The following is a 25,541-nucleotide window of genomic DNA, read 5'->3' as shown; positions in this document are numbered from 1 at the left end:
GGACGCGATGCCGCTTCGGGGTACCTCGTGGTCACGTGACGTCCGCACCAAGGCCATACTGTCGTAACCCATCAGGAAAACAGAAGAACGTCTCAACCGGATGTTCACCTATAAGGTGTAGCGAATGAAGGCTTTGGTGCTCTCCGGCGGTGCCGGCACACGGCTGCGGCCGATCACCCACACATCGGCGAAACAGCTCGTGCCGGTGGCAAACAAACCCGTGCTCTTCTACGGGCTCGAATCTCTTGCCGACGCGGGCGTCACAGAGGTCGGGATGATCGTCGGCGACACCGCCGCCGAGATCGAGGAAGCGGTCGGCGACGGGTCGAAGTTCGGCCTCGACGTCACCTACATCCCCCAGGACCGCCCACTGGGCCTGGCCCACGCGGTGCTGATCGCGCGGGAGTTCCTCGGCGACGACGACTTCGTCATGTACCTCGGCGACAACTTCATCGTCGGCGGCATCAGCGGACTGGTCGGCGAGTTCAGCGAGACCCGTCCCGACGCCCAGATCCTCCTCACCCATGTGCCCAACCCGCGGGCCTTCGGTGTCGCCGAACTCGACGCCGACGGCCAGGTCATCGGCCTGGAGGAGAAGCCGCAGGAGCCCAAGAGCGACCTCGCCCTGGTCGGCGTCTACCTGTTCACGCCCACCATCCACGACGCCGTGCGCGCCATCAAGCCGTCCTGGCGCGGCGAGCTGGAGATCACCCACGCCATCCAGCACCTCATCGACCAGCGGGCCGACGTGCGCTCCACGGTGATCAAGGGCTACTGGAAGGACACCGGCAATGTCGTGGACATGCTGGAGGTCAACCGGACCGTCCTGGAGGGGATGGAGCCGCGCGTCGACGGCGAGGTCGACGAGGCCAGCCAGATCGTCGGCCGGGTGGTCGTCGAGGCGGGCGCGCGCGTCACCAACTCGCGGATCGTCGGCCCGGTCGTGATCGGTGCCGGGACCGTCGTCGGCGACTCCTACGTGGGCCCCTTCACGTCGGTCGCCGAGAACTGCCGGATCACCGAGAGTGAGCTGGAGTTCTCCATAGTGCTGCGGGACTCCTCCATCGACGGGGTGGGCAGGATCGAGTCCTCGCTGATCGGCCGGCATGTCGAGGTGACCCCGGCACCCGGCACCCCCAGTGCCCACCGCCTCGTTCTCGGAGACCACAGCAAGGTGCAGATCCGTTCATGAACCTCCTCGTCACCGGCGCCGCCGGCTTCATCGGCTCCACGTACGTCCGCGGCCTCCTCGCCGACAGCGCCCCCGACGCGCCGCACATCACCGTGCTGGACAAGCTCACCTACGCGGGCACCCTCACCAACCTGCCCGAGTCGCATCCGCGCCTGACCTTCGTGCACGGCGACATCTGCGACGCCGAGCTGGTCGACCGGCTCATGGCCGAGGCCGACCAGGTGGTGCACTTCGCCGCCGAGTCACACGTCGACCGGTCCATCGACGGCGCCGGCGCGTTCGTCCGCACCAACGTGCTGGGCACCCAGACGCTCCTCGACGCGGCCCTGCGGCACGGCATCGGCCCGTTCGTGCACGTCTCCACCGACGAGGTCTACGGCTCCATCGAGACCGGCTCCTGGCCCGAGACCCACCCGCTCCAGCCGAACTCGCCGTACTCCGCGTCCAAGGCCTCCTCGGACCTGCTCGCGCTGGCTTTCCACCGCACCCACGGCATGGACGTCCGCGTCACCCGCTGCTCCAACAACTACGGGCCGCACCAGTTCCCCGAGAAGGTCATCCCGCTCTTCGTGAGCAACCTCCTCGACGGCAGGAACGTCCCGCTCTACGGCGACGGCAGCAACGTCCGCGACTGGCTGCACGTCGAGGACCACTGCCAGGGCATCGAGCTGGTCCGCACCGGCGGCCGGGCCGGCGAGGTCTACAACATCGGCGGCGGCACCGAGCTCAGCAACAAGGAACTCACCGGCCTGCTCCTTCAGGCCTGCGGCGCCGGCTGGGACCGCGTCGACCACGTCACCGACCGCAAGGGCCACGACCAGCGCTACGCCGTCGACTGGAGCAAGATCCACGACGAGCTGGGCTACACCCCGAAGCACGACTTCACCTCCGGCCTCGCCGCCACCGTTGCCTGGTACCGCGACAACCGGGACTGGTGGGAGCCGCTGAAGGAACGCGCCGCTCTCGAATCCCGCAAGGAGCAGGAGAAGCACTGATGAAGTGGCTCGTCGCCGGAGCGGGCGGGATGCTCGGCCACGACATGGTCGAGGAACTCACCCGCCGGGGTGCGGAGGTCGTGGCCCTCGGCCGTGCCGACCTCGACATCGCCGGCCCCGACTCGGTGGAGTCGGCCCTCGCCGGGCACAAGCCCGACCTGGTGGTGAACTGCGCCGCGTACACGGCCGTCGACGACGCCGAGACCGACGAGGAGCGGGCCCTGCTGATCAACGGCGAGGGCCCGCGGCTGCTGGCCCGCGCAGCCGCCCGGCACGGCGCCCGCCTCGTCCACGTCTCCACGGACTACGTCTTCGACGGCGACGCCCGCACCGCCCCGTACCCCGAGGACCACCCCACGGACCCGCGCACCGCCTACGGGCGCACCAAGCTCGCCGGTGAGCGGGCCGTCCTGGCGGAACTCCCGGGCGCGAGCGCGGTGGTCCGCACGGCCTGGCTGTACGGCACGCACGGCAAGAGTTTCGTGCGCACGATGATCGAACTGGAGTCCCGCCGGGACACCCTCGACGTCGTCGACGACCAGCGCGGACAGCCCACCTGGAGCGCCGACCTGGCCGCCCGGATCGCCGACCTCGGCCCCCGGCTCGGGCGGGACGACCGCGCGCACGGCGTCTTCCACGGCACCAACTCCGGCACGGCCACCTGGTGCGAACTGGCCCGGGAGGTGTTCCGCCTCCTCGATGCCGACCCGGAACGGGTGCGCCCGACCACGAGTGAGGCGTTCGTCCGGCCGGCACCCCGCCCCGCGTACAGCGCCCTCGGCCACGACCGGTGGACCGAGGTCGGTCTGGAACCGCTGCGGGACTGGCGGGCGGCCCTGCACGAGGCGCTGCCGCTCCTCCGCAAGGAGATCTCCCTGTAAAAGGACTGTGGGGCACCCCCGGGTGCCCCACGGTCGTCAATACCGGACCGTCTTTTCCGTACTCTGTTGCGTTCACCACTTGTGCATCCGACTTCGTCAATACGATGATGCTCTGAATGCCATGTGAGTCGGGTGCGGAAAGGACAAGTCTCGCGATGTCGATCCGAGCGACCGTGAAGTCCGTATTGGGTGAGAAGAATGTGCGGATGCTGCGACGGCTGAAGCGGCGTATCTCAGGTCGGCCGGTCAGGCCGGCCGAGCCGACCGGACTCGACGCGATCTCCGGAGATCTCAGCAAACTCGCCCAGCACTTCAAGACGGACAAGTGGGGAATACACCGTTACACGCAGCACTACCAGCGCCACCTCGGGCACCTGAAGAACGAGTCGTTCAACCTGCTGGAAATCGGCATCGGCGGGTACAACAGGCCAGGTCAAGGCGGCGCTTCGCTGCGCATGTGGAAGCAGTTCTTCCCGCGTGCGCGGATTTTCGGAATGGACATCCAGGACAAGTCATTTGTCGACGAGGACCGCATCACGACTTTCGTCGGCGATCAGTCCGATCCGTCGTCCCTGAACGCCGTCGCCGACAAGATCGGTGAGCTGGATGTCATCATCGACGACGGCAGTCACCGTAGTCCGCATGTGCTCACGACGTTCGCGACGCTCTTCCCCCGTCTCAAGGACGGTGGCATCTACATCGTCGAGGACACGCAGTCGTCGTACTGGCCCGAATGGCAGGGCAGTGAGGACCTCGACGCCGCGCACACCAGTATGGGGATGCTCAAGCGACTGGTGGACGGGCTGAATTACGAGGAATTCGTCGTCGAGAACTATCAGCCGACGTACACGGACCTCAATGTGGTGGCCGTGCACTTCTACCACAACCTGGTGATCGTCGAAAAAGGCCGGAATGCCGAGGGCAGCAACAAGCGAAGCGCGCTGAAGCAGCGCTACGCCAAGTCCTGACGCGTCCTATCCGGGGGCCGGGCCGTGGCCCGGCCCCCGGGGCTGCTCAGGCCCGCAACCGCTCGTAGTACGCCAGGCAGTCCGCGTACGTCGGCAGCAGTCCGGACGCTGCCGCCTCGGCCAGGGACGGTGCCTCGGCGTCCTTCTCCGACAGCACCGGCTCGAAGCCCGCGGGCCACTCGATGCCCAGTTCGGGGTCGAGCGGGTTGATGCCATGCTCGCGGCCCGGCGCGTACCCGGACGAGCACAGGTACACCACCGTGGCGTCGTCGGTCAGCGCCATGAACGCGTGCCCGAGGCCCTCCGATAGGAACACGGCGTGCCGGTTCTCCTCGTCGAGCCGCACCGCCTCCCAGCGGCCGAAGGTGGGGGAGCCGACCCGGATGTCCACGACGACGTCCAGCACGGCCCCGCGCACGCACTTGACGTACTTGGACTGGCTCGGCGGCACATCGGCGAAGTGGATGCCGCGCAGCACACCCCGCCCGGAGACCGAGCAGTTGGCCTGGGCGAGGTCGAGGTCGTAGCCGAGGGCCTCGCGGAACTCCGCGGCCCTGAACCACTCGTGGAAACTGCCCCGGTCGTCGGGGAAGACCTTGGGCTCCTGGACCCAGGCGCCTTCGATGTCCAGCGGTCGCACGGTTCTTACTTGCCTTCCTGTCGTGCGGGCTTGCCCTTGCCCAGGGCCCTGACCAGTGCGCGGCGCACCGGCAGCGGCAGCCGGCGAGCGAGGCGGCGCGCCGCGCTCGGCCCGGGCTTCGGCTTGGGGGCGGGCCTGGGCGCGGCCGCCGCGGGCTTCTTCGGGGCCGGCTCGGCCACCTTCAGGCCCTCGGGGGAGTCGCGGACGACCAGCGGCAGTGTGAAGAAACGCGGCTCGGTCGCGTCCGCGATCAGGCACAGCGCGAGCCGCCAGCCGCCCTCCCGCAGCGAACGCACCGGCAGCGGGGCGTCCAGCACCGCTCCGCCGCCCCCGGCGGGCGACAGCGTGGCGGGCACCTCCAGCTCCTCGGCGGCCGGCTTCGGGCCGGTCAGCCGGACCGAAGCCTTGACGTCACCGGCGACATGGAACGGCAGCACCGCGCGCAGCCGGTCGCCCGCGACGGTGAAGTCCCCGGGGTTGAACTCGCCGAAGCCCAGCCGCTTGCTCGCCAGGTCGACGTCCAGCGCGAAGTTGTCCTTGACCGTCCAGTACGGCAGCACCCGGCGACCGCCCACCACACCGGGGAACGGCATCGCGGGGAACGGCTCCCTGGACACCGGGAACAGCCGGTGCTCCCGGGTCCAGCCGCCGATCGTCAGCCGGACGAACCCGTCCCACAGCCCCGGCGGCAGCGCACTGCCGCTGGCCGCGGTCGCCGGGTCGACGGTGGCCGTGGCCCGCACGACAAGGCGGACGCGGTCCGGTTCGCCCTCGGCGGGCAGCGTCTCGCGGCTGATCTCGACCGGCTGGAAGAACTGGGCGTGCGTCTCGCGCTCGCGCATCACCAGGTCGACATTGGCCTTCTGGAAGCGGGCGGCGGTGCCGCGCTCCAGCCGGTCGACGGCGTCGGCGGCCGTCGCCGCCGGGCCGTCGGGCGAGGTGACGGCGGTGTCGGCCGGGTAGGTCTTCGGCGCGCCGTCGGCGGTGTACTCGGCACTGAAGGCGACCCTCAGCGCGCCGCCGTCCCAGGTGACGCTCTCCAGGGCCGTCGAGGGGGCGACGGACGCCTCCCACTCGGCGACCGCGAGCACGTCCTCGTACCGGCCGGCGGCGGCCAGCTCGGCGACGACCCGCTGGGCGGGGCCGAGCAGGGCGAACACGGAGGGGCCCATGCGCTCGGCGATCACCTTGTGGATCTCGTCGAAGAGCTCCCTGCGGTAGTCGTCCGGCAGGTTGAGGAACCGCTTGCCGCGCAGCCGCTCGGTCATCTCGTTGTTCAGCCAGCGGCGGAACATCCGGTCGCGCTTGGGGCCGGGCTCGGTGTAGCGCTCGACGACGTCGAGGGCCTCACGCAGGTTGGCGAAGTAACCGACCGGGTCGAACCGCTGGAAGCCGGCGTTGGAGGCGTCCTCGCGCTTGAGGTGGTAGTAGCAGACGTAGTCGCTCAGCACGGAGATGTTCGACGCGCGCAGGTATGCCTCGGCGACGAAGACATGGTCCTCCAGGCGCCGTCTGCCCTCGGGGAAGCGCAGCCCGATGCGGTCCAGGAAGGACCGGCGCAGCATCTTATGCGGGGTGAGGCTGTCCATCAGCGGGGCGTTCTCGACGGTGGCCCGTGGGTGGTTGCGCCGGAACAGCTCCACCGGCACCGGGCGGCCCTTGCCGGCCATCTTGCCGATGATCAGGTCGGCCTCGTTCTCGACGCCGTAGTCGTACATTCGCTCCAGTGCCTCGTCGCCGAGGAAGTCGTCGTTGTCGACGAACATCACGAACTCGCCCTCGGAGGCGGCGATGCCGACGTTGCGGGGCTTGCCGGACCAGCCGGAGGGCTCCTGGTGGATGACGTGGACGTGCGGGTGCTCGGCGGCGAGGGCGTCGAGCCGGGCGGGGGTCTCGTCGCTGGAGCCGTCGTCCACGAAGATCACTTCGTACTCGTCGCGCGGCAGCGACTGCCGCAGCACCGAGGCGATGCAGTCCTCGATATACGGCCCCGGATTGTAAACAGGGACGACAACACTGACCTTGACCGGCATCCGGCTTCCTAGCCCCCTGGATAAGCCGTCCGTTTTCCTGGACGGCACGTACATGTGGCCGAATGCTAACCCGGTCTTGGCCTCGGGTGTGTTGCGCCCCTTGGTCAAGACCGGGTCGGTGAAGGGTCAGCCGTGCGTCAAATCACCTGCTCAGCCGTGGGTTTTGGCGAGCAGCTCCAGGACCTCGGCCGTGCTGCCGGACTCCCCGAGCCGCGGGAAGATCCGTTCCACGCTGCCGCCGTGCGCCTCGGGGTCGGCGTCGGCCATGGCGTCTGTGGCGAGCGTCACGTGGTAGCCGTGTGCGTAGGCGTCGCGGGCGGTGGACTCCACGCCGATGCTGGTGGCGATGCCGGTCAGAACGATCTGGGTGACGCCCCGGCGGCGCAGCTGGACGTCGAGGTCGGTGCCGTGGAACGCGCTCCAGTTGTGCTTGGTGACGAGGATGTCGCCGGGGTGGCCGTTCAGTTCGTCGACGACGACGTCCCAGCCCTCGGGGAAGGACAGGCCGCGCGGCTGGCGCTCGGTGCGGCCGGGCACGGCGTCGGCGCCGTCGGCCGCGAAGGACACCCGGACCAGGACCACGGGCAGGTCCTGGGCGCGGAAGGCGTCGGCGAGCTCGACGGTACGGGCCACGACCTCGGCGCCGGAGTACGGCTGGGTGGGCATGGCCACGATGCCCTGCTGGAGGTCGATGACGACAAGGGCGGTACGGGGATCGAGGGTGCTCAGAGACATGGGGTGGATCAGGCCTTTCGGAGGGCTTGACGGGGTTGGACGGTGATCCGGGCCAGGGAGCGGTCCGGCAGGGTGATCGCCAGCAGCAGTGCCGAGCCGGCGAGCATGAACAGGGCCAGGCCGTGCAGCCCGCCCGTGTCGGCGCGGTGCGGAAAGAACGCCGCGGTGGCGGCGGACGCCCCGAGTGCGCCGAGGTACATGAAGGTGCGCAGCAGTCCGGCGGCGGAGCCGATCCGCTCGGGGCCGGCCTGCCGGTACAGCGCGTTCTGCGCGGCCAGGCCGAGCAGGCCCTGCGGTATGCCCAGCAGCGCTCCGACAGCGAGCAGCATCCAGACCGGGCTGCCGGCGTCGAACAGCAGCAGCGCCGCGCAGCCCGCGATCTGCAGCACGGAGCCGACGAGCAGCTTGGCGCGGATCGCCTCGCGGCGGCCGGTGAGCGTGGAGACGACCAGCGCGGCGACCGACAGGGGCAGCAGCACGAGCCCCGCGGTGGAGGCGCTGAGCCCGCGCCCCTCCTCCAGCCACTGCGTGTAGCCGTACAGGAAGGCGTAGGAGGTGACGCAGCCGAGGAACTGACGTACGTAGGTGGCGATGAGCGGGCCGTTGCCGCCGAGGACGCGCAGGTCGACGAACGGGTCCGGCACGCGCAGCTCCCGGGCCGCGAAGGCGGCGGCCGCCACGAGGGTCAGGGCCGGCAGGTACCAGCGGTCGAGCCGCGGATCCATCAGGAACAGCATCAGGGAGACCAGCAGGACGGCGAAGAGGGCCATGCCGGGGAGGTCCATGCTCTGGCGCCGCTCGGCGGGTTCGGCCTTCGGCAGCCACAGGACGCCCAGGACCAGACAGGCCGCCGAGAGCGGCACGTTCACGGTGAACACCATGTGCCAGCCGCCGGCGCCGATCAGCAGTCCGCCCAGCGTCGGGCCGATCACGGCCACGGTCTGCCCGGACACGGCGAGTGCGGTGAGCACTCCGGCCGGGCTGTCCCGCCCGGTGCGTTCGGCCTCGCTCCTGGTCAGCCGTATCGCCGCCGGAAACGCCGCCGAGGTGCCGAAGCCGAGCAGGACCCGCGCGGTGATCAGCACGCCCAGCGAGGGTGCCAGCGCGCCCACCACTCCGGCGACGCCCACCAGGCCCGTGGCGACGAGGTAGAGCCGGCGCGGCCCGTACATGTCCACCAGGCGCCCGATCACCGGCTGACCCACCGCCGTCGCCAGGTAGAGCGCGGAGACCAGCCACACCGTCTCGGCGGGCGGCGCCCCGAAGGCGATGCCGATCGGCACCAGGGCCACGGCGATCATCGAGGAGTTGATCGGGTTGAGTACGGAACCCAGGACCATCGGCGCGATCAGCCGCCGGTCGAAGCCGGCGGGGACCTGGCGGGTGTCCTGCGGGGTGCGTCCGGTGAGCCTCGGTATCACGGCCGCGACAGCCGTTGCAGCAGTTCGAACGCGGTGAGCATGGTCTGGCGTTCCTCCTCGGTGTAGCGCTCCTGGAAGGCGCGGGCCAGCCACTCGTCGCGCACCTGCCGGTTGCCCTCGACACGGGCCTGCCCGGCCTCGGTGAGGGTGACCAGCTGGCGGCGGCCGTCGGTGGGGTCGGGGCTGCGGCCGATCAGCCCCTGCTGGTCGAGGGCGGCCAGCGTGGTCGCCATCGACTGCGGCCGCACCCCCTCGGCGGAGGCCAGCGCGCTGGCCGTGGCGGCGCCGTGCTTGGAGACCAGGGTGAGCGCCGACTCCTGGGACGGGGTGAGGTCCGCGTCCTGCGCGATCTCCCGGATACGGCGCCGCAGTCTGCTGAACACCACGCGCAGGTCGCGCGCCGCGCGGGTCGCGGAGTCCGAGATCTGAACCATGCCGCCACCCTAGAACCGTCAGGGGGAACTGTCCAGTTCAAACTGTTAAGCCCAGCTGTAGATCTCGTACGGTCGCTAGGCTGGTCCCGTGCGCCTGCTCCTCACCTCCGACACGCACCTGCCCGTGCGCGCCAAGCGGCTCCCGGACCAGCTCCTCGCCGAACTACCGCGCGCGGACGTCGTCCTCCACGCCGGCGACTGGGTCGACGAGGCCACCCTCGACCTGCTGGAGAGCCACAGCCGGCGGCTGATCGGCGTGTACGGCAACAACGACGGCCCAGGCCTGCGCGCCCGGCTCCCCGAGGTCGCGTACGCCGACCTGGGCGGCCTGCGCTTCGGCGTGATCCACGAGACCGGTCCCGCCCAAGGACGCGAGGCCCGCTGCGCCGCCCGCTTCCCGGACCTGGACGTCCTGGTCTTCGGGCACAGCCACATCCCCTGGGACACCACGGCCCCGGGCGGGCTGCGGCTGCTCAACCCCGGCTCGCCCACCGACCGGCGCCGCCAGCCGCACTGCACCTACGTCACCGCGAGCGTCGCCGACGGTGCGCTCACGGAGGTGACACTGCACCGGCTGCCGCCGCGCTGACGACCGGCCGCGGCCGGATGCAGCGATGATCTCCGGACCGGGCACAGAACGCCTCACCCGCGCCCGGCGGGGTGCCTCCGGTGCCGTCGCCGCCGCGCCGCCACCACCGTGAGTACGGCGATCGCGGCGGCCACCGCCGCCGCCCGCTTCGCCACCGGCACCCCCGCCGTCCGCAGCAGATCGAGCGGCTGTGCCTCCTCCTCGTCGAGCGGCGCCGGTTCCTCGCCTGCACCCTGCGGCCGCTCGGCCAGCCGTTCCGCCAGGCATGCGGCGAACTGTCCCACCAGCCGGTCGCCCACCTCCGACAGCACGCCGCGCCCGAACTGCGCCGGACGTCCCGTCACCGTCAGGTCGGTGTCCACCGACACGGCCGTACCGCCGTCGCGTTCGGCGAGCGTGCCGGTGACCGTGGCCCTGGCCGTGCCCTGCCCCCGGGTCTCCCGGCCGGTCGCCGCCAGCACCATCCGGTGTGCCGTCTCGTCCTGTTCGTGGAAGACCGCGGTGCCCCGGTAGGTCACGGTGACCGGGCCGACCTTGACCTTCACCGAGCCGGTCACGGTCCTGCCGTCGTATTCCTCCACGACCGCGCCCGGCAGACAAGGCGCGACCCGTTCGATGTCGAGGAGCGCGCGCCAGGCGTCGTCGACCGGGACGGGGACGGTGAACTCGTTGTGCAGTTCCATGACTCACTCCTCCTGGCAGTCAGCGGACGGCGGGCGCGTGGATGGCCCCCGTGGTCGTCGCCAGCGGCGCGCCGCTGCCGCCCCAGCGCAGGGCGACGATCTCGGCGGCGACGGACACGGCGACCTCCTCGGGCGTACGGGCACCGAGGTCGAGGCCGAGCGGTGAGCGCAGCCGGGACAGCTCGGCCTCGGCGAGACCGGCCTCGGACAGCCGGGCGCGCCGCTCCTCGTCGGTCCTGCGGCTGCCCATCGCCCCGATGTACGCGGCCGGCCGGTGCAACGCCTCCTCCAGCAGCGGCACGTCGAACTTCGGGTCGTGGGTGAGGACACAGATCACCGTGCGGTCGTCGGTCGCCGTTGCGCTCAGATAGCGGTGCGGCCAGTCGACGACGACCTCGACGGCGGCCGGGAAGCGCTTGGGCGTGGCGAAGACCGGGCGGGCATCGCACACGGTGACCCGGTAGCCGAGGAAGTCACCGATGCGGGCCACCGCCGCCGCGTAGTCGATGGCGCCGAACACCAGCATGCGAGGCGGTGGCGCGAACGACTCCAGGAACACCGTCACGGCGTCCTCGCGGCGCTCCCCGTGCGGGCCGTAGTGCCTCAAGGCCGAGGCACCGAGGGCGAGTTCACCGCGAGCGTCCGCGGTGACGGCGACGTCGAGGCCGGTCGCGCCGAGCGTGCCCGCCGCCCGACCGGGCCAGACGGCGAGCGTGGCGCCGCGCGGTGCGGGACCGTCAACCACCGTCGCCACGGTCACCGGCTCGCCCGCGGCGACCGAGGCGGCGACCGCTCCGAGGGCCGGGTCCGTTTCGGCGGTCACCGGCCGTACCAGCAAAGTGATCTCTCCGCCGCAGGTCAGCCCCACCGCGAACGCGTCCTCGTCGCTGTAGCCGAAGGTCTCCAGCTGTGCCTCGCCGCTCGCCACGACCTCCTGCGCCAGCTCGAACACGGCGCCCTCCACACACCCCCCGGAGACGCTGCCCACGACCTCGTCGTCCGGGCCCACCGCCATGGCCGCTCCGGGCCCGCGCGGCGCGCTGCGGCTGACCGCGACCACCGTGGCCAGCCCGAACGGGGCCCCGGCCGCGTGCCAGCCGGCCAGCGCCGGCAGAATCTCACGCACGATCCGCTCCCTTCACCGGTGCGACACCGGCCCGCGCCCCGCGCACCACGGCCGCGAGCCGCTCCAGCGCCGCCAGGCTGTGCCCGTCGACGAAGGCGTCGACGCTGGGCAGCGCGGCCGCCATCCCGGCCGCCGATGGTGCGTAACCGGGCCGTGCCTTGCGGGGGTTCGCCCAGACCACCTGGTGAGCCAGGGCGTGCAGCCGGCGCATCTGATGTCCGAGCAGCTCCGGATCGCCGCGCTCCCAGCCGTCCGAGAGCAGGACGACGATCGCGCCGCGCGCCATCCCGCGCTGCCCCCACCGGTTCAGGAACTCCCGCAGCAGTTCGCCGAGCCGGGTGCCGCCGCGCCAGTCCGGTACGGCCGCCGCGACGGCCGTCATCGCCAGGTCGGGGTCGCGGTGCGACAGTTCCCGGCTCACCCGGGTCAGCCGGGTGCCGATGGTGAACACCTCCGTGCGGCCCCCGCGTACCGCCGCGTGCGCGAACCGCAACAGCGCGTCGGCGTACGGTCCCATGGAGCCGCTCACATCGACGAGCAGCACCACCCGGCGGGGCCGCGCCACGCGCGCGTGCCGCCGCAGCAGGGCCGGCTCCCCACCCCGCCGCAGCAACTCCCGCACCGTACGGCGCGGATCGACGCGCCCGCGCCGGGCGGGCCGCCGCCGCGCCGAGCGCCGGGTCTGCCCCTCCAGCGTGAACACGGCCAGCAGCCGGCGCAGCTGCGCCCGTTCGGCGGGGTCCAGTTCGGTGACATCGCGGTGGCGCAGCACCTCGGCGGAGCTGGCGAGGGCGGCGGTCGGCGGCCCCGACGGGCCGCTCGCGCCCGGGCCAGGGGGTGCCGCGGCCGCCTCCCGTGCGACGAGCCGCAGCCGGGGTGGGGGATTCGTACGCACCGGCTGCGGAGCGGGGCTCCCGGACGGTCCGAAGTAGGCGGCGAACACCCGGCCGTAGCGCTCCAGATCGTCATGGCCGCCGCACAGTGTCGCCCGCCCCGCCCAGTACACGTCGGAGCGCATCTCCGGCCGCAGGGCGGTCACGGCGCGCAGGAACGCGTACCCGCGCTCGGCGCTCGCGTCCACGCCCGCCGCCCGCAACGCCCGGACGAAACCGAGCAGTACGGCGTCCGCCGGCACTGCCGCCGGCCTCGGTACCGTGGCGTCCATCTCCGGTCACCCGCCCCGGGCCGCGAGGACCGCCGCGAGATCCAGCCCCCGCGCCCGCTCCGTGTCCTCCCGGTACTTCAGCACCGAGCCCAGTGTCTGCACGGCGAGTTCCGCGTCCACCTCGCTCGCCCCCAAAGCGTCCAGGGCCTCGGCCCAGTCCAGCGTCTCGGCCACACCCGGCGGTTTGATCAGGTCCGCGCCCCGCAGGGCCTGCACCAGCGCCGTGACCTGCTCGGCCAGCCGCGCCGACACCCCCGGCAACCGGCGGCGCACAATGGCGAGTTCGCGGGCGAAGGAGGGATGGTCGAACCAGTGGTAGAGGCAGCGCCGTTTCAGCGCGTCGTGCACCTCGCGGGTCCGGTTCGAGGTCAGCACGACCACCGGCGGCTCCTCGGCCCGCAGCGTGCCGAGCTCCGGGACAGTGACGGAGTACTCGGACAGCAGCTCCAGCAGGAACGCCTCGAACTCGTCGTCGGCCCGGTCGATCTCGTCGACCAGCAGGACCGACGGCTGCGTCTGCAGGGCTGACAGCAGCGGCCGGGCGATCAGGAAGCGCCGGTCGTACAGCTCGCTCTCCAGGCGGTCCGCGTCGCTGACCCCGGCGGCTTCGGCGGCCCTCAGATGCAGCAGCTGCCGGGGGAAGTCCCAGTCGTACAGGGCCTGCGAGGCGTCGATGCCCTCGTGGCACTGCAGGCGGATCAGCGGCGCGCCGAGCGCCTCGGCCAGGGCGGACGCGAGCGCGGTCTTGCCCACGCCCGCGTCGCCCTCGCAGAACAGCGGCCGGTGCAGCCTCAGTGCCAGGAAGCAGGAGACGGCCAGCCCTTCGTCGACGAGGTACCCCGTCTCCTCCAGGCGGGCCCGCACCTGCTCCGGGTCGTCCTTCCGGATGATCGGCGCTCACCCCATCCCGCCGGCGGTCAGCACCGCCCGCCGGGTCAGCACCCGTGCGAGGTGCTCCCGGTACTCGGGCGAGGCCGACAGGTCCTGCGAGGGCCGGGTGCCCTCGGCCGCCGCCTCGGCGGCCCCGGCCACGGCCGCCGGGCCGTCGGCACCGGACAGCGCCTCCTCGGCCGCCGTCGCCCGCAGCGGGACCGAGCCCATGTTGGTGAGCCCGATGCGTGCCTCGGCGATGTGCCCGTCGTCCCGCCGGACCAGCGCGGCGACCGCGACGATGGCCCAGGACTGGGCGACCGCCTGGAACTTCTCGTAGTGGAAGCCCCAGCCGTCCGTCTTCGGGATCCGCACCTCCACCAGCAGTTCGTCGGGTGCCAGGGCCGACTGGAGGTAGTCCACGAAGAACTCCCGGGCCGGGATCGTACGCCGGCCGCCCGGGCCGGCGACGACCAGTTCGGCGTCGAGGGCCAGGGCGACGGCGGGCAGGTCCCCGGCCGGGTCGGCGTGCGCCAGGGAGCCGCCGAGGGTGCCCCGATGCCGTACGGCGGGGTCGGCGACGGTGGCCGTGGCCTGCGCCAGCAGTCCGGCGTGCCGGCGTACCAGGGGGTCGTGGACGACGTCGTGATGCGTGGTCAGCGCGCCGATGGCCAGTGCGTCGCCGTCCTCGCGGACCCCGCGCAGCTCCGGGATCCGGCCGACGTCCACGACCAGCTCCGGGAAGGCGAGCCGCAGTCGCAGCAGCGGCAGCAGGCTCTGCCCGCCGGCCAGCACCTTCGCCTCCTCGCCCGCGTCGGCGAGCGCGCGTACCGCCTCGTCGACGCTCGTCGGGCGGGTGTACTCGAACGCGGGGGGAATCATGCGGAACCCTCCTCGTACTGACCCAGGTCGCCGGACCGGGCGGCTTGCCCGGACTGCCCGGACTGTGCGGGACCGGTCCCGCCGGCCTCCTCGCCCGCCCCGCCCCGGCCGGCGCGGGCGGCCTGCACGGCCTGCCACACCCGGTGCGGCGAGCACGGCATCCGTACGTCCTGCACGCCCAGTGGCCGCAGTGCGTCCACCACGGCGTTGACCACGGCGGGCGTCGACGCGATCGTCCCGGCCTCGCCGACTCCCTTCACCCCCATGGAGTTCGAGGTCGCCGGGGTCTCCGTCCGGTCGGTGACGAAGTCCGGCAGATCCGCCGCCGACGGCACCAGGTAGTCGGCCATGGTGCCGGAGACGAGGTTGCCGTCGTCGTCGTACACGGCCTCCTCGTACAGCGCCTGCGCGATGCCCTGGGCGAGGCCGCCGTGCACCTGGCCCTCGACGATCATCGGGTTGACGACCCGGCCGACGTCGTCGACGCAGACGTACGACCTGATCCGGGTCCGCCCGGTCTCCGTGTCGACCTCGACCGCGCACAGATGGGTGCCGTGGGGGTAGGAGAAGTTCTCCGGGTCGACCACGGTCTCGGCGTTGATGGTCGGTTCCACGCCGTCGGGCAGGTCGTGGCTGGTGAACGTCTCGAAGGCGATCTCCTGGATGGTCTTCCGGGCCTCCGGCGAGCCCTTCACCGCGAACACGCCGTCCGTGAACTCCAGGTCCTGCTCACTCGCCTCCAGCAGGTGCGCGGCGACCTTCCGCGCCTTCTCGACCACCTTCGTCGCCGCCCGGTGCACGGCCTCGCCGCCGACGGACAGCGACCGTGAGCCGTAGGTGTCCATGCCCTGCGGGGCCGACCTGGTGTCGCCGTGCACCACCTCGACGTCCTCGAACGGCACCCCCAGCACGTCGGCCGCGATCTGGCTCCAGCAGGTCTCGTGGCCCTGCCCGTGCGGGCTGGTGCCGGTGACCACCTCGACCTTGCCGGTGGGCAGCATCCGGATGCTCGCCGCCTCCCAGCCGCCGGCCCCGTACCTGAGGTCGCGCAGCACCCGGCTCGGGGCCAGACCGCACATCTCCGTGTACGTCGACACACCGATGCCGAGCCGTACCGGGTCGCCGCGTCCGGCGCGCTCGCGCTGCTCGGCGCGCAGGTCGTCGTACCCGAACAGGGCGAGGGCCTTCTCGGTGGCCGCCTCGTAGTTGCCGCTGTCGTAGGTCAGCCCCGCGATCGAGGTGTACGGGAACTCCTCGTGCCGGATCCAGTTCCGGCGCCGCAACTCCACGGGATCCAGGCCTAGTTCGGCCGCCAGCTCGTCCATGATCCGCTCGATGGCGAAGGTCGCCTCCGGGCGTCCGGCGCCGCGGTAGGCGTCGGTGGGGGTGCGGGTGGTGAAGACCCCCGTGCAGGTGAATTCGTAGGCGTCCATCTTGTAGATCGCCGGGTACATGAAGGCGCCGAGGATCGGGATGCCCGGGGTGACCAGCATCAGGTAGGCGCCCATGTCGGCGATCAGGTCCACCTTCAGGCCGAGCAGCCTGCCCTCGCGGGTGGCGGCCACCTCGATGTCCTGGATCATGCCGCGGCCGTGATGGGTGGCGAGGTAGCCCTCGGAGCGGGACTCGGTCCACTTCACCGGGCGACCCAGCTTGCGCGCCACCGTGAGGGCGAGGGCCTCCTCGCCGTACACCTGGAGCTTGGAGCCGAAGCCGCCGCCCACGTCCGGGGCGATCACCCGGAGCTTGTGCTCGGGGATCCCGGTGACCGTGGCCAGCATGATCCGCAGGATGTGCGGGATCTGGGTCGCCGAGTAGACCGTGTACTCCCCGGACGCGGCGATCGGGGTGACGACGACCGCACGCGGCTCGATGGCGTTGGGGATCAGCCGCTGTTGGTGGTAACGGCGCTTCAGTGTCACCTCGGCGCGCTGCCGTACGGACGCGAAGCTCTCGCCGGTGGCGAGCGGCCAGGTGTAGCAGCGGTTGGTGCCCTTGTCCGCGTGGACCAGCGGGGCGTCGTCCGCCAGCGCCGCTTCCAGGTCGAGGACCGGTGGCAGCGGGTCGTAGTCGACCTCGATCGCCTCGAGCGCGTCGGCCGCGGCGTACCGGTCGCGGGCGACGACCACGGCCACCGGGTCACCCGCGTGGCGCACCTCGTCGACGGCGACCGGCGGGTGGTCGGGGAGCACCATGTCCTCGGTCACCGGCCAGGCGCAGGGCAGTGAGCCCAGTCCCTCGGCGAGGTCGGCGCCGGCGAACGCGGCCACGACACCGGGGCGTTCGAGGGCGGGGGAGACGTCGACGCGGGTGAGACGGGCGTGGGCCATCGGGCTGCGCAGGATGGCGAGATGGAGCAGTCCGGCGACCTGGATGTTGTCGGTCCAGTTGGTCTGGCCGGTGATCAGCCGGGCGTCCTCCTTGCGCAGCCGGGCACGGCCCACCTCGTGTTCGACGGCCTGATCGGTCATGCCGTGGCCTCCTCGCCGACCTGCTGTCCGGAGGCGGCGAGCACCGCGCGGACGATGTTCTGGTAGCCGGTGCACCGGCAGAGATTGCCCTCCAGGGCCTGGCGGACCTCGTCGGAGGTGGGGTGCGGGTTCTCGCGCAGCAGATCGCGGGCCGCCATGATCATCCCGGGGGTGCAGTACCCGCACTGCAGACCGTGCCGCTCGTGGAACGCGTGCTGGAGTGCCGTCCACTCCCCGTTCCTGGCCAGCCCCTGGACGGTGGTCACCGTGCCGCCGTCCGCCTGGACGGCCAGCACCGAGCAGCTCTTGACGGTCGCCCCGTCCAGGTCGACCGTGCACGCGCCGCAGTTCGAGGTGTCGCAGCCGATCGGGGTGCCGGTCAGGCCGAGACGGTCGCGCAGGTAGTGGGCGAGCAGCAGGCGGGGCTCCACCTCGTCCTCGTAGGGCGTGCCGTCCACCTGCACCTTGATGTGGGTCATGTGCCCTCCAGACCATGCGGGCAGGAGTAAGGAAAAACGGGGCATACGCGCCAGAAGGTCGTGATGCAGTTCACTCTAAGACCGGGCTCTGAAGGCGGCGAGCGCTGCGGCAGGGCTTTCGTTGAACATTAATCCGTTGCTGCGGGCGAGGGGCCCCTGCCGCACTCCCCCTGCCCCGACGGCTCACCGAGAGGACCACCGATGCGCGCTGCGTGCATGTCCCCCCAGGAAGGAATCCCACCCATGCCGAAGGACATCACGCTCAGTGGTCTGCTCAATCTCGGAATTCTCGCGCATGTCGACGCAGGTAGGACCAGTCTGACCGAACGGCTGCTGCACACGGCCGGGCTCATCGACGAGATCGGCAGCGTCGACGACGGCAGCACCCGGACCGACAGCCTCGCCCTGGAGCGGCAGTGCGGTATCACCATCAGGTCCGCGGTCGTGTCGTCCCCCCTCGACGGGGTGACCGTCAACCTCATCGACACCCCGGGCCACCCCGACTTCATCGCCGAGGTGGAACGGGTCCTCGGTGTGCTGGACGGCGCGGTCCTGGTCGTCTCGGCCGTGGAGGGAGTCCAGGGCGCAGACCCGCGTGCTGATGCGGACCCTGCGGCAGCTGCGCATCCCCACGCTGATCTTTGTCAACGAGATCCATCGCCTGGCTATTTGTGCAGCTCAGAGGCGTGATAGTACCCTCGGGAGTCAGCAAGAGGTCAGCATGTCGTCGTATCCGTGTCTGAGCGTGCTGACCTACCGGCCGCTGTGCAGACGCGGCGCTGGTGGCCGCTTGGTGAACTGCTGCGGCAGCCCGCCCTCGCCGGTCAGTTGCAGGCCCTCGGCCTGGGCCCGGGTCACCGACTCGTCAATCAGCCGGTCGGCCACCGACTTCGACGGCATTGCCTGGACTGCCTTCGCGGACTTGGGCTAGGTCACGTCATCATGTCATCGATGCATCTTCCATGATCGGGAGCTACTGCGAACGATTTACAGTCCCAGTGTCGGCTCATGAAGCGCTCCGTCGGTTCAACGTCGGGCGGTGTGACGCGGTGGGCGACCAGGGCGGCAAGGTCGTCATTGTGGGTGCCGTGGACGTAGGCGCACAGGTCCTGGTGGAGGTGGTCGAGGAGTTGGCGGGGCTCGCCAAGGGCCCATCGGCGGACGCGCTGGGCGACGGGGTAGAAGGTCCCGGTACGGTCGCGGGTCTCGCTGACGCCGTCGGTGTAGAGCAGCAGGCGGTCGTCGGCGGTGAAGGGGATGGTGTCGACCTGATAGTGGTCGCCGAGGAGGTCGGCCATGTTGATGGGCGGTGACGGCGCGCTGGGTTCCACCTCGCGCACTTCGCCGCCGTGCAGCAGCAGTGGCGCGGGGTGCCCGCAGTTGAGCACACGAGCGATGGGTTCCCCGGCGGGGATCTCCACAAGCACGATGGTGGCGAAGCGCTCCAGAGCCTCGTCGGGCATGGTCCGGGAGTATTGGCACATGGCGGTCTCCATATGTGCTGCCAGGGACGGCAGGTCGGGCGCGCTGAGCACGAGCACCCGGAACGTGCTGAGGATGACCGAGGCGGCTTCGACGGCCGGAAGTCCCTTGCCGCGGACGTCGCCGATGATCAGCCGCACCCCTTGCGGGGTCGCCATCGCCTCGTAGAAGTCGCCGCCGATGCGGGCCTGCGCGGCGGCGCCCTGGTAGAGCACCTCGACGTCGATGTCTTCGATGTGCTGTGGGAGTGGGCGCAGCAGCACCCGCTGCGCGGTCTCGGCCACGGAGCGCACCTCGGCGAGGGTGTGCTCCCGGTTCTGCCGTACCCGGCTGGCGTAGGCGGCGGTCAGAGTGCTGGCCGTGACCGCGAGCAGGGTGAAATTGCCCGGCGTCTGTCCCAGAGTGTGGTCGGCGGCGGAGATGACAAACCCGGCTATCAGGGCGAGCAGCCCGATGCCCAGCGTGCCGGCCACGGAGAACATCGCGGCGGCCAGCGCCGGCGTCGCCCCGAGCAATCGGTAGAACTGCAGGTGGGGCGTGAAGAAGGCCGCCAACGAGGCCAGCACGATCACCATCAGCGGGATCAGGAGCGCCGGCTCAAACGGCCGGCCCTCGTCCCGCATCCGCCGGGAGAGCCGCTGCGAGGCGATCACCTGCCTGAGTGCTCGAACGGCGGTGCCGCAGGTTGCGATGACCCCTCTGACCTGCAGACTCATACTTTTGCCCCTCGGTGGAGACGCTCCGTGGAAGCCTATTAGCGCACGAAAATACCTGGAATATGTCTAATAGTCCATTGAGTACAACGAGTGATGAATGTCAGCACGGCCACTGGTCGCCGCGTCTCGACGTCGACCAGCACGGTGCCGTAGAAGCGCCCTTTGCGGGGCGCGTATTCCTTGACCCCGACCACCGCGGCGCTGCTACCTCGGGATCGGGCAGGGCCTCGACCAGTCGCAGAACGGTGCTGCGGCTGACAGCAACCCCGAAGACACCGGCCATACGGGCGCCTGCCCGGCCGGCGAGCGCGAGGCCGACTACGGCCAGCGTCGACCGCAGGTGCTCGGTCCACCGGCCGTACCGCCGGGTCGGGCCGGCTCTCTGTTCGACGAAGGTCCGCCGTTTGCACAACGTGTTCCCGCAGATGAACCGCCGGACCCACAGACACAGCCGAACCCGCTTCCCCGCCACTTGGCACGTCAGCGGGATACCGCATGTTGGAGCTGTGAACCCGCTCCGACCAGCCCCTGCACCCAACGCACTCGGCCCCGGCCATCGTGCACCGGGCCTGTATCAGTACCGACTCATCGTCCACATCGACCGACACCACCGCGATATCCGCGATCGACGGGAACAGCAGCTCCTCCGGCCGGAGCACCATCTCTTCCACGGACCCGAACTGTCAGCCAATCCAAGATCGCCACGGATGATTTTGAGGCAACCTCACGACGGCCAGTGGGGCCTCCAACCGTCACTCACGGTGCACGCTTCACGGAAAGTGAGCCTGAACCGGTTCTCGTGAACAAAGCCAGGTGTTTCGCCAGGTGACGTCTGCCGGCCCGCGCATGATCGGTCACAGGCCGGTTCAGGGGACGTCATCCAGGTCTGGCGTTCCGGCAGTGCCACCGCACCCACCGAACTCCACCTCCCGGCCTCCTTCCGGACCGCGTCGACCACGGTCGTCTCCGACCTGGGAACCGTCTACACACCCCCGTCGTACAGCTCCGCGACCCCGGTCGGCGCGGCGGCCGGACCGGGCGGCACGGGCAGCCGCCGGCTGCTGCTCACCGACTCGGACTCCGGCGCGCTGCACTTCGCGCTGGTCGCCAACGGGGCGACCTCACCGAGCTCCACCCTGCTGAACCCAGCAAGGTCGGAGCTGGCCGCCTGGGTGGCGGCGAAGTTCTGAACAGCGCTTCGGCCTCCGGGGTGCCGAGCATCCCGGAGGCCGAAGTATTCTCACGGTCCGTCAACTCCCTGATGCACCCGTCCAGTCGGCCTGCACATGCCCGAGCCGGACGCGCTGCGGGTGGTCGCCGACCGCGACCGAGGTCACCTTCTCGCCCGTGGCGAAGTCGATGGCCGTCACCTGGTCGGCGCCGCTCTCGGAGATGACGCAGTCCTTGCCGTCACCGCTGACCGTGGCCCAGTACGGGGTCGACGCGGTGATGAGCGGTCCCTCCTGCAGGGTGGCCCGGTCGACGACGGTCGCGTAGTTGTCCATCGTCCCGGCGACGCACAGCTTGGTGCCGTCCGGCTTCATCGAGAGGCCGTGGTGACGCGAGTCGAGGAGCCAGGTGGTGCGGTCCTTGCTGGTCGCCGGGTTCTCCGGCAGCGTCTTCACCCGGGTGATCTTGTCGGTGGCGATGTCGTACTCCAGGAAGCCGTTGAAGAACGACACCTGGAAGTACATCTTGGACCAGTCGGGGGTGAAGGCCGCGGGCCGGACCGCGTCCGAGAAGTCCGTCAGCCCGATCGCGTTCAGCCGGTCGCGCATGTCGATGGTCTTGACCTGCTTGAAGGTGGTGGCGTCGGCGACGGTGATGTGCCGGTCGCCCTTGGTCCAGTCCCAGACCGGATCGTCGAGCGAGGTGGTGACCTCGCCGATGGACATGTTCCAGATGTACTTGCCGTCGGGGCTGAAGACGTTCTCGTGCGGCTTGGCACCGGTGGCGAACTCGCCCAGCTGCCTACCGCTGTTGATGTCCAGCACGTGCACCTTGTCCGCGGTGGACGCCGACACCGCGACCTTGGTGCCGTCAGGGGAGACGGCCATGTGGTCGGCGCGGTAACCGGCCACCGGGAAACGCCAGTTGATCGTGTCGGTGGCCAGGTCGACGGAGACGACGTCGGCGAAGCTCGGACGCGAGACGACCACGGACCTGCCGTCCGGAGTGGAGTACATGTCGTCGGCGTACTGGTCGTGGCCCTGCCCGACCTCGTTGCGTATCGACGTGTAGTAGATCCACTTGACGGGGTCGGCGTTGATCTCGGCGATCCGCTGGGCCTTGTCGGGGACGACGTTGATCTGGCCGACCTTGGCGAAGTCGCCGGACGAGTTCAGGACGGTCGCGGTGCCGTCCCAGTTGTTGCCGACGAACAGCACCTCGCGCAGGGAGGCGTCGGTTGCGGCGGTGGCGGCGGTCGCGGGCGCGGCGACGGTCAGGACGAGGGCGGCGGCTACGGAGCAAAGGTGCCTGGGTCTGAAGGCAGGCATGACTGCTCTCTCCTCTGATGGGTGTGGGGGGGCACGCGTGCGGTCACGGGATTGCGGAATCTGAACACGAGCGCATTCAAACGAACTTACTGAAAAGTAAGGAGGGGGCGGCTTACTCCACAAGAGGCGTACACGACAAAATTGGCCATCGGGCCGATGGCGGAGGGGGCAGTCTTGGTGGGCAGGCTCAAGGCACCGACAGGACGCTACGGCGGCCGGTCCGCCGAGGAACGCAAGGCCGAGCGGCGCAGGCGCTTCCTGGACGCGGCGCTCCAGCTCTTCGGCGACACGCCGGGGTTTCGCGCCACGACCGTTGCCGCGCTCAGCCAGGCGGCGGGCCTTTCGACCCGTCAGTTCTACGAGGAGTTCCACACCCTGGAGGACGTACTCGCCGCGCTGCACTTGGAGGTCAACGGGTGGGCCGAGGAGGCGGTGCGAAGCGCGTTCGCGGAGGCGAAGCCGCTGCCGCTGGTGGAGCGGGTGACGGTGCTCTTCCGTGCGTATGCCCGTGACGTCACCTCGGACCCGCGCCGCATCCGGGTCGCCTTCGTCGAGATCATCGGCGTCAGCCCGCGGCTGGAGGAGCAGCGCCTCGCGCGGCGGGCACGGTGGGTGGAGTTGATATGCGGGGAGGCGAACGCGGCGGTGGCGCGCGGGGATGCGGCGCCGCGCGACTACCGGCTGGCGGCGACGGCCTTCATCGGCAGCGTGAACGGGTTGCTGCACGACTGGAGCGCCGGGTGGGTGGACGCCACCCTGGAGGACGTCGTCGAGGAGTTGGTGCGGCTGCTGGTGGGGATGTTGCGGCCGGAGGGGTGGGTGTCGGGGCGCTCCAGGTAGCCCCTGTCCGCAAGTGCGTCGAGGTCGGTCTTCACCCCTGTCGCATCCGTTGACTTCACTCTCCGGCGGCTCTACGGTCGGCGGCTCAACCGCACCTGACGGGACGATCACCAACGTCAACGCGGGGTTGTGCCTGGACGCGCAGAACGCGGCGAGCAGCAACGGGACTTCGCTGGTGCTGTGGGCGTGCAATGGGGGGACCAACCAGCAGTGGGGTCAGAGTTGAGCCGGCAGTTCCTTGGGCGCGGGCGGGCTGTGGCTGGTCGCGCCCGCGCGGCGGTAGCTGCATATCAACACCGCCCCGCGCCCCTTTACGTCTACGCCGACGGCACCGGCGGCCGGCGGATGCTGATCCTGGACCCGGCCACCGGTGCCGTACTCGGCCTGGAGACCACCTTCACCTGGGACGACCCGGAGTACGGGGTACGGGCCGGGGACGTCATGGAGTACAGGGCCTGGCTGCGTTGACCGTCACACCCCGAGCTGCCGGGCGGCCGCGGTGACGGTCTGCTCCAGCAGTACGGCGATGGTCATGGGGCCGACCCCGCCCGGCACCGGTGTGATCAGCGAAGCCCGTTCGACGGCGGTGCCGAAGTCGACGTCACCGACGTTCCCGGCGTTGTAGCCCGCGTCGAGCACGACCGCGCCCGGCTTGATGTCCTTGCCCCGGATCAGCCGGGGGCGGCCGACGGCGGCGACCACGATGTCCGCCTCTCGTACGGCCGCCGGCAGGTCCCGGGTGCGGGAGTGGCAGTAGGTGACGGTGGCGTCGCGGGCGAGCAGCAGCATGCCGGCCGGCTTGCCCAGGATCGCGCTGCGGCCGACGACCACCGCGCGCTTCCCGGCCGGGTCCACGCCGTACGCGTCGAGGAGGCGCAGGATGCCGCCGGGCGTGCAGGAGACGAAGCCCGGCAGGCCGAAGCTCATCGTCGCGAACGACGCGAAGGTCACGCCGTCCACGTCCTTCTGCGGCGCGATCGCCTCGAACGCGGCCCGCTCGTCGATGTGTTCGCCGACCGGGTGCTGGAGCAGGATGCCGTGCACCGCCGGATCGGCCGACAACTCCCGCAGCGTGCCGACGAGTTCCTCGGTGGTCGTGGTGGCGGGCAGGGCCACGTGCCGGGAGCTGATGCCCGCCGTGCGGCTGCGGTTCTGCTTCATCCGGACGTAGGTGACGGAGGCGGGGTCCTCGCCGACCAGCACGGTCGCCAGGCACGGCGTGGTGCCGGTGCGTGCGGTGAGGCCGGCGGCGCGCTGTGCGGTCTGCTCGACGATCCGGCGGGCGACGGCGGTTCCGTCCATGAGACGGGCGTGGGTCATGCGGCACACTCCTGAGCTGGTTCGACCTTGATCGCCCAGGCGCACGGCATCGACAGTGCGGACCGCTCCCCGGTGGTGCTCCACCTCAGCGCCAGTCACGGCCCGCGCCCAGCGTAACCGAGACGTTCAGCGTTTCCCCCGGCGGTGCGCCGCCCGCAGGACCGTCCGCAGCAGTACGGCGGACGTACGGGGACGTGTGCGGCAGCCCCGCCGGTGCCGAGAAGGTCCAGGTCAGCCGAGAGCTGACCTGGACCCTCGCGGTCCTTCCGACTATTCGTCCCATGCCTGGATCATGATCTGCTCGGCGATCTTGCCGTCGCGCAGCGTGATCATCGACTCGGCGAGCACCCGGACGCCGTCCGCGTACTCGCAGGACTCGCTGTAGGCGGCCCGGTCGCCCTGCACGATGCACTGGTCCAGCTTGTGCGTCATGTCGCGGCCGTAGACGTCGTCCAGCATCTCGGCTATGTCCCCGCGGCCGTGCAGGACCTTGGGGTGGCTGGGCTGGGCGTTGCGGTCGACGATGCGGATCTCCGCGTCGTCCGTGTAGAGCGACAGCAGGGTGTTCCCCGTGTTCCCTTCTACGGCCCGGCGCAGCGTCTCGGTGTCGAACGTGGAGCCTGTCGCGGTGCCCATGGTGACCTCCTGCGGAGCCCGCGACCCGATGCGGAGCGGGCCGCGAGAGCCCCACCTTCGAGCCTCCTCCGCCCCGCCCGGCTCGGCAAGCGCAGGCCGGGCGCTCCGCCTGACGGGTGAGGGGGACCGGCTGCCCGTGTCCGGCCCGGCGCCCGCGCCGTTGCTGAAGACATGATCTCAACACGACGTATCGTCGCCGCCGTCGGCCTCGCCGTCGGGGTCACCGGCCTCGCCGCGCCGCTGGCGAACGCGGCCGACGCGAGTGCGCAGCACCCCGGGAAGCTCACCGCGCTCGGCACGCTCGACTCGCTCGCCCGCAGCGACATCCCGGCGGAGTACAAAGACGAGATCCCCAAGGTCTCGGAGCAGGTGCAGGCGCTGAACGGAATCCACAAGCTGAGCGAACTGCACCAGATCACCGACCTGGCCGCGCCCCTCATGGGGCTGGTGCCGGGCATCGAGTCCTGACCTCGGCCGCACCCCGA

Annotated in this window: 25 protein-coding genes, 3 pseudogenes and 1 riboswitch; of the genes and pseudogenes, 11 read left to right on the top strand and 17 right to left on the bottom strand. The window is 70.8% G+C overall.

Annotated elements, in window-relative coordinates; all coding sequences use genetic code 11:
* The first annotated feature begins 124 nt into the window (after nucleotides 1-124).
* The 4 genes from ABZ396_RS27425 (at nucleotide 125) to ABZ396_RS27410 (ending at nucleotide 4,036) form a co-directional block, all read left to right on the top strand.
* A complete protein-coding gene (locus ABZ396_RS27425; protein ID WP_358923914.1) occupies nucleotides 125-1,192 on the top strand; it encodes a glucose-1-phosphate thymidylyltransferase in 1,068 nt (355 codons plus the stop codon).
* Complete coding sequence (gene rfbB / locus ABZ396_RS27420; RefSeq protein ID WP_358923912.1) at nucleotides 1,189-2,187, top strand: dTDP-glucose 4,6-dehydratase; 999 nt, start codon at nucleotides 1,189-1,191, stop codon at nucleotides 2,185-2,187. The genes ABZ396_RS27425 and rfbB overlap by 4 nt, the downstream gene beginning before the upstream one ends.
* Nucleotides 2,187-3,068 carry a dTDP-4-dehydrorhamnose reductase gene (rfbD, locus tag ABZ396_RS27415; RefSeq protein ID WP_358923910.1) on the top strand — a complete coding sequence of 294 codons (882 nt, stop codon included), beginning with the start codon at nucleotides 2,187-2,189 and terminating at the stop codon, nucleotides 3,066-3,068. Before rfbB ends, rfbD begins: the two co-directional genes overlap by 1 nt.
* A gap of 155 nt (nucleotides 3,069-3,223) precedes the next feature.
* Entirely contained in the window at nucleotides 3,224-4,036 is an 813-nt protein-coding gene (locus ABZ396_RS27410; RefSeq protein ID WP_358923909.1) for a class I SAM-dependent methyltransferase, read from the top strand.
* A 46-nt stretch (nucleotides 4,037-4,082) separates the two neighbouring features.
* Here ABZ396_RS27410 and rfbC read toward each other — a convergent pair whose 3' ends face one another.
* The 5 genes from rfbC to ABZ396_RS27385 form a co-directional block, all read right to left on the bottom strand.
* Nucleotides 4,083-4,676 carry a dTDP-4-dehydrorhamnose 3,5-epimerase gene (gene rfbC / locus ABZ396_RS27405; protein ID WP_358923907.1) on the bottom strand — a complete coding sequence of 198 codons (594 nt, stop codon included), beginning with the start codon at nucleotides 4,674-4,676 and terminating at the stop codon, nucleotides 4,083-4,085.
* Nucleotides 4,677-4,681: 5 nt separating this feature from the next.
* A complete protein-coding gene (locus ABZ396_RS27400; RefSeq protein ID WP_358923906.1) occupies nucleotides 4,682-6,709 on the bottom strand; it encodes a glycosyltransferase family A protein in 2,028 nt (675 codons plus the stop codon).
* A gap of 150 nt (nucleotides 6,710-6,859) precedes the next feature.
* Nucleotides 6,860-7,444, bottom strand: a complete 585-nt coding sequence (locus ABZ396_RS27395) for a hydrolase (RefSeq protein ID WP_358923904.1) — start codon at nucleotides 7,442-7,444, stop codon at nucleotides 6,860-6,862.
* An 8-nt stretch (nucleotides 7,445-7,452) separates the two neighbouring features.
* The gene (locus tag ABZ396_RS27390; protein ID WP_358923903.1) at nucleotides 7,453-8,865 is read right to left on the bottom strand and encodes an MFS transporter; all 1,413 of its coding nucleotides are present in this window, start codon (nucleotides 8,863-8,865) and stop codon (nucleotides 7,453-7,455) included.
* Nucleotides 8,862-9,299, bottom strand: coding sequence for a MarR family transcriptional regulator (locus ABZ396_RS27385; protein ID WP_358923901.1), 438 nt, complete (start codon nucleotides 9,297-9,299; stop codon nucleotides 8,862-8,864). Before ABZ396_RS27385 ends, ABZ396_RS27390 begins: the two co-directional genes overlap by 4 nt.
* 88 nt (nucleotides 9,300-9,387) lie before the next feature.
* Between ABZ396_RS27385 and ABZ396_RS27380 the strand changes: the two genes are divergently transcribed.
* Nucleotides 9,388-9,888: a metallophosphoesterase gene (locus ABZ396_RS27380; protein ID WP_358923899.1), complete on the top strand. Its 501-nt coding sequence runs from the start codon at nucleotides 9,388-9,390 to the stop codon at nucleotides 9,886-9,888.
* Between the two features lie 53 nt (nucleotides 9,889-9,941).
* Here the strand turns inward: ABZ396_RS27380 and ABZ396_RS27375 are convergent, their stop codons facing one another.
* Genes ABZ396_RS27375 through ABZ396_RS27345 form a run of 7 tightly spaced genes read right to left on the bottom strand, consistent with a single transcriptional unit; the run spans nucleotide 9,942 to nucleotide 17,564 of the window.
* Nucleotides 9,942-10,571 carry an SRPBCC family protein gene (locus ABZ396_RS27375; RefSeq protein ID WP_358923897.1) on the bottom strand — a complete coding sequence of 210 codons (630 nt, stop codon included), beginning with the start codon at nucleotides 10,569-10,571 and terminating at the stop codon, nucleotides 9,942-9,944.
* 19 nt (nucleotides 10,572-10,590) lie between these two features.
* Entirely contained in the window at nucleotides 10,591-11,697 is a 1,107-nt protein-coding gene (locus ABZ396_RS27370) for an XdhC family protein (protein WP_358923895.1), read from the bottom strand.
* Nucleotides 11,690-12,862 (bottom strand): VWA domain-containing protein, encoded by a 1,173-nt coding sequence (locus tag ABZ396_RS27365; protein ID WP_359186196.1) that lies wholly within the window; start codon nucleotides 12,860-12,862, stop codon nucleotides 11,690-11,692. The genes ABZ396_RS27370 and ABZ396_RS27365 overlap by 8 nt, the downstream gene beginning before the upstream one ends.
* 6 nt (nucleotides 12,863-12,868) lie before the next feature.
* On the bottom strand, nucleotides 12,869-13,753 hold the full coding sequence (locus tag ABZ396_RS27360; RefSeq protein WP_358925588.1) for a MoxR family ATPase: 885 nt from the start codon (nucleotides 13,751-13,753) through the stop codon (nucleotides 12,869-12,871).
* A 6-nt stretch (nucleotides 13,754-13,759) separates the two neighbouring features.
* A complete protein-coding gene (locus ABZ396_RS27355) occupies nucleotides 13,760-14,614 on the bottom strand; it encodes a xanthine dehydrogenase family protein subunit M (RefSeq protein ID WP_358925582.1) in 855 nt (284 codons plus the stop codon).
* Nucleotides 14,611-17,085, bottom strand: a complete 2,475-nt coding sequence (locus tag ABZ396_RS27350; RefSeq protein ID WP_358925580.1) for a xanthine dehydrogenase family protein molybdopterin-binding subunit — start codon at nucleotides 17,083-17,085, stop codon at nucleotides 14,611-14,613. Before ABZ396_RS27350 ends, ABZ396_RS27355 begins: the two co-directional genes overlap by 4 nt.
* On the bottom strand, nucleotides 17,082-17,564 hold the full coding sequence (locus tag ABZ396_RS27345; RefSeq protein WP_358925578.1) for a (2Fe-2S)-binding protein: 483 nt from the start codon (nucleotides 17,562-17,564) through the stop codon (nucleotides 17,082-17,084). The genes ABZ396_RS27350 and ABZ396_RS27345 overlap by 4 nt, the downstream gene beginning before the upstream one ends.
* Nucleotides 17,565-17,807: 243 nt before the next feature.
* On the opposite strand from ABZ396_RS27345, the pseudogene ABZ396_RS27340 reads away from it, so the two are divergent.
* Nucleotides 17,808-18,219, top strand: a pseudogene (locus tag ABZ396_RS27340) (GTP-binding protein); the annotation flags it as partial.
* Nucleotides 18,220-18,317: 98 nt separating this feature from the next.
* On the opposite strand, the gene ABZ396_RS27335 reads toward ABZ396_RS27340, so the two are convergent.
* A complete protein-coding gene (locus tag ABZ396_RS27335; RefSeq protein ID WP_358925586.1) occupies nucleotides 18,318-18,464 on the bottom strand; it encodes a hypothetical protein in 147 nt (48 codons plus the stop codon).
* 32 nt (nucleotides 18,465-18,496) lie between these two features.
* Nucleotides 18,497-19,762: a PP2C family protein-serine/threonine phosphatase gene (locus ABZ396_RS27330; protein ID WP_358925576.1), complete on the bottom strand. Its 1,266-nt coding sequence runs from the start codon at nucleotides 19,760-19,762 to the stop codon at nucleotides 18,497-18,499.
* 863 nt (nucleotides 19,763-20,625) lie between these two features.
* Between ABZ396_RS27330 and ABZ396_RS27325 the strand changes: the two are divergent.
* Nucleotides 20,626-20,952: pseudogene (locus tag ABZ396_RS27325) on the top strand (endoglycosylceramidase); the annotation flags it as partial.
* Between the two features lie 60 nt (nucleotides 20,953-21,012).
* Here ABZ396_RS27325 and ABZ396_RS27320 read toward each other — a convergent pair.
* Nucleotides 21,013-22,260, bottom strand: a complete 1,248-nt coding sequence (locus ABZ396_RS27320; protein WP_358925574.1) for a YncE family protein — start codon at nucleotides 22,258-22,260, stop codon at nucleotides 21,013-21,015.
* 174 nt (nucleotides 22,261-22,434) lie between these two features.
* Between ABZ396_RS27320 and ABZ396_RS27315 the strand changes: the two genes are divergently transcribed.
* The 3 genes and pseudogenes from ABZ396_RS27315 to ABZ396_RS27305 all read left to right on the top strand — a co-directional run bounded on the left by ABZ396_RS27315 (nucleotide 22,435) and on the right by ABZ396_RS27305 (nucleotide 23,568).
* Entirely contained in the window at nucleotides 22,435-23,100 is a 666-nt protein-coding gene (locus tag ABZ396_RS27315) for a TetR/AcrR family transcriptional regulator (protein ID WP_358925572.1), read from the top strand.
* A 97-nt stretch (nucleotides 23,101-23,197) separates the two neighbouring features.
* Nucleotides 23,198-23,326 (top strand): annotated as a pseudogene (locus ABZ396_RS27310) (RICIN domain-containing protein); the annotation flags it as partial.
* Between the two features lie 29 nt (nucleotides 23,327-23,355).
* Nucleotides 23,356-23,568: a hypothetical protein gene (locus tag ABZ396_RS27305; RefSeq protein ID WP_358925590.1), complete on the top strand. Its 213-nt coding sequence runs from the start codon at nucleotides 23,356-23,358 to the stop codon at nucleotides 23,566-23,568.
* A gap of 3 nt (nucleotides 23,569-23,571) precedes the next feature.
* Here the strand turns inward: ABZ396_RS27305 and ABZ396_RS27300 are convergent, their stop codons facing one another.
* Both ABZ396_RS27300 and ABZ396_RS27295 read right to left on the bottom strand, forming a co-directional pair.
* A complete protein-coding gene (locus ABZ396_RS27300; RefSeq protein WP_358925570.1) occupies nucleotides 23,572-24,420 on the bottom strand; it encodes a bifunctional 5,10-methylenetetrahydrofolate dehydrogenase/5,10-methenyltetrahydrofolate cyclohydrolase in 849 nt (282 codons plus the stop codon).
* A gap of 26 nt (nucleotides 24,421-24,446) precedes the next feature.
* Nucleotides 24,447-24,529, bottom strand: a riboswitch (ZMP/ZTP riboswitch).
* A 161-nt stretch (nucleotides 24,530-24,690) separates the two neighbouring features.
* Nucleotides 24,691-25,056, bottom strand: coding sequence for a nuclear transport factor 2 family protein (locus ABZ396_RS27295; protein WP_358925568.1), 366 nt, complete (start codon nucleotides 25,054-25,056; stop codon nucleotides 24,691-24,693).
* A gap of 171 nt (nucleotides 25,057-25,227) precedes the next feature.
* On the opposite strand from ABZ396_RS27295, the gene ABZ396_RS27290 reads away from it, so the two are divergent.
* Nucleotides 25,228-25,524 (top strand): hypothetical protein, encoded by a 297-nt coding sequence (locus tag ABZ396_RS27290; RefSeq protein ID WP_358925566.1) that lies wholly within the window; start codon nucleotides 25,228-25,230, stop codon nucleotides 25,522-25,524.
* The last annotated feature ends 17 nt before the right edge of the window (nucleotides 25,525-25,541 follow it).

The sequence above is a fragment of the Streptomyces sp. NPDC005866 genome, from assembly GCF_040629895.1.
GTDB lineage: Bacteria > Actinomycetota > Actinomycetes > Streptomycetales > Streptomycetaceae > Streptomyces.
Note: the sequence above shows the minus strand (reverse complement) of the source record. Positions and strands in the feature narration are given on the sequence as shown.

What these genes read in the sequence shown, in the direction of transcription:
- ABZ396_RS27365 (WP_359186196.1), bottom strand. Translation starts at nt 12,862, where the DNA reads ATGGACGCCACGGTACCGAGGCCGGCGGCAGTGCCGGCGGACGCCGTA.
- ABZ396_RS27375 (WP_358923897.1), bottom strand. Translation starts at nt 10,571, where the DNA reads ATGGAACTGCACAACGAGTTCACCGTCCCCGTCCCGGTCGACGACGCC.
- ABZ396_RS27395 (WP_358923904.1), bottom strand. Translation starts at nt 7,444, where the DNA reads ATGTCTCTGAGCACCCTCGATCCCCGTACCGCCCTTGTCGTCATCGAC.
- ABZ396_RS27335 (WP_358925586.1), bottom strand. Translation starts at nt 18,464, where the DNA reads ATGCCGTCGAAGTCGGTGGCCGACCGGCTGATTGACGAGTCGGTGACC.
- ABZ396_RS27330 (WP_358925576.1), bottom strand. Translation starts at nt 19,762, where the DNA reads ATGAGTCTGCAGGTCAGAGGGGTCATCGCAACCTGCGGCACCGCCGTT.
- ABZ396_RS27345 (WP_358925578.1), bottom strand. Translation starts at nt 17,564, where the DNA reads ATGACCCACATCAAGGTGCAGGTGGACGGCACGCCCTACGAGGACGAG.
- ABZ396_RS27400 (WP_358923906.1), bottom strand. Translation starts at nt 6,709, where the DNA reads ATGCCGGTCAAGGTCAGTGTTGTCGTCCCTGTTTACAATCCGGGGCCG.
- ABZ396_RS27385 (WP_358923901.1), bottom strand. Translation starts at nt 9,299, where the DNA reads ATGGTTCAGATCTCGGACTCCGCGACCCGCGCGGCGCGCGACCTGCGC.
- ABZ396_RS27295 (WP_358925568.1), bottom strand. Translation starts at nt 25,056, where the DNA reads ATGGGCACCGCGACAGGCTCCACGTTCGACACCGAGACGCTGCGCCGG.
- ABZ396_RS27410 (WP_358923909.1), top strand. Translation starts at nt 3,224, where the DNA reads ATGTCGATCCGAGCGACCGTGAAGTCCGTATTGGGTGAGAAGAATGTG.
- ABZ396_RS27300 (WP_358925570.1), bottom strand. Translation starts at nt 24,420, where the DNA reads ATGACCCACGCCCGTCTCATGGACGGAACCGCCGTCGCCCGCCGGATC.
- ABZ396_RS27425 (WP_358923914.1), top strand. Translation starts at nt 125, where the DNA reads ATGAAGGCTTTGGTGCTCTCCGGCGGTGCCGGCACACGGCTGCGGCCG.
- rfbB (WP_358923912.1), top strand. Translation starts at nt 1,189, where the DNA reads ATGAACCTCCTCGTCACCGGCGCCGCCGGCTTCATCGGCTCCACGTAC.
- ABZ396_RS27290 (WP_358925566.1), top strand. Translation starts at nt 25,228, where the DNA reads ATGATCTCAACACGACGTATCGTCGCCGCCGTCGGCCTCGCCGTCGGG.
- ABZ396_RS27355 (WP_358925582.1), bottom strand. Translation starts at nt 14,614, where the DNA reads ATGATTCCCCCCGCGTTCGAGTACACCCGCCCGACGAGCGTCGACGAG.
- rfbD (WP_358923910.1), top strand. Translation starts at nt 2,187, where the DNA reads ATGAAGTGGCTCGTCGCCGGAGCGGGCGGGATGCTCGGCCACGACATG.
- ABZ396_RS27350 (WP_358925580.1), bottom strand. Translation starts at nt 17,085, where the DNA reads ATGACCGATCAGGCCGTCGAACACGAGGTGGGCCGTGCCCGGCTGCGC.
- ABZ396_RS27320 (WP_358925574.1), bottom strand. Translation starts at nt 22,260, where the DNA reads ATGCCTGCCTTCAGACCCAGGCACCTTTGCTCCGTAGCCGCCGCCCTC.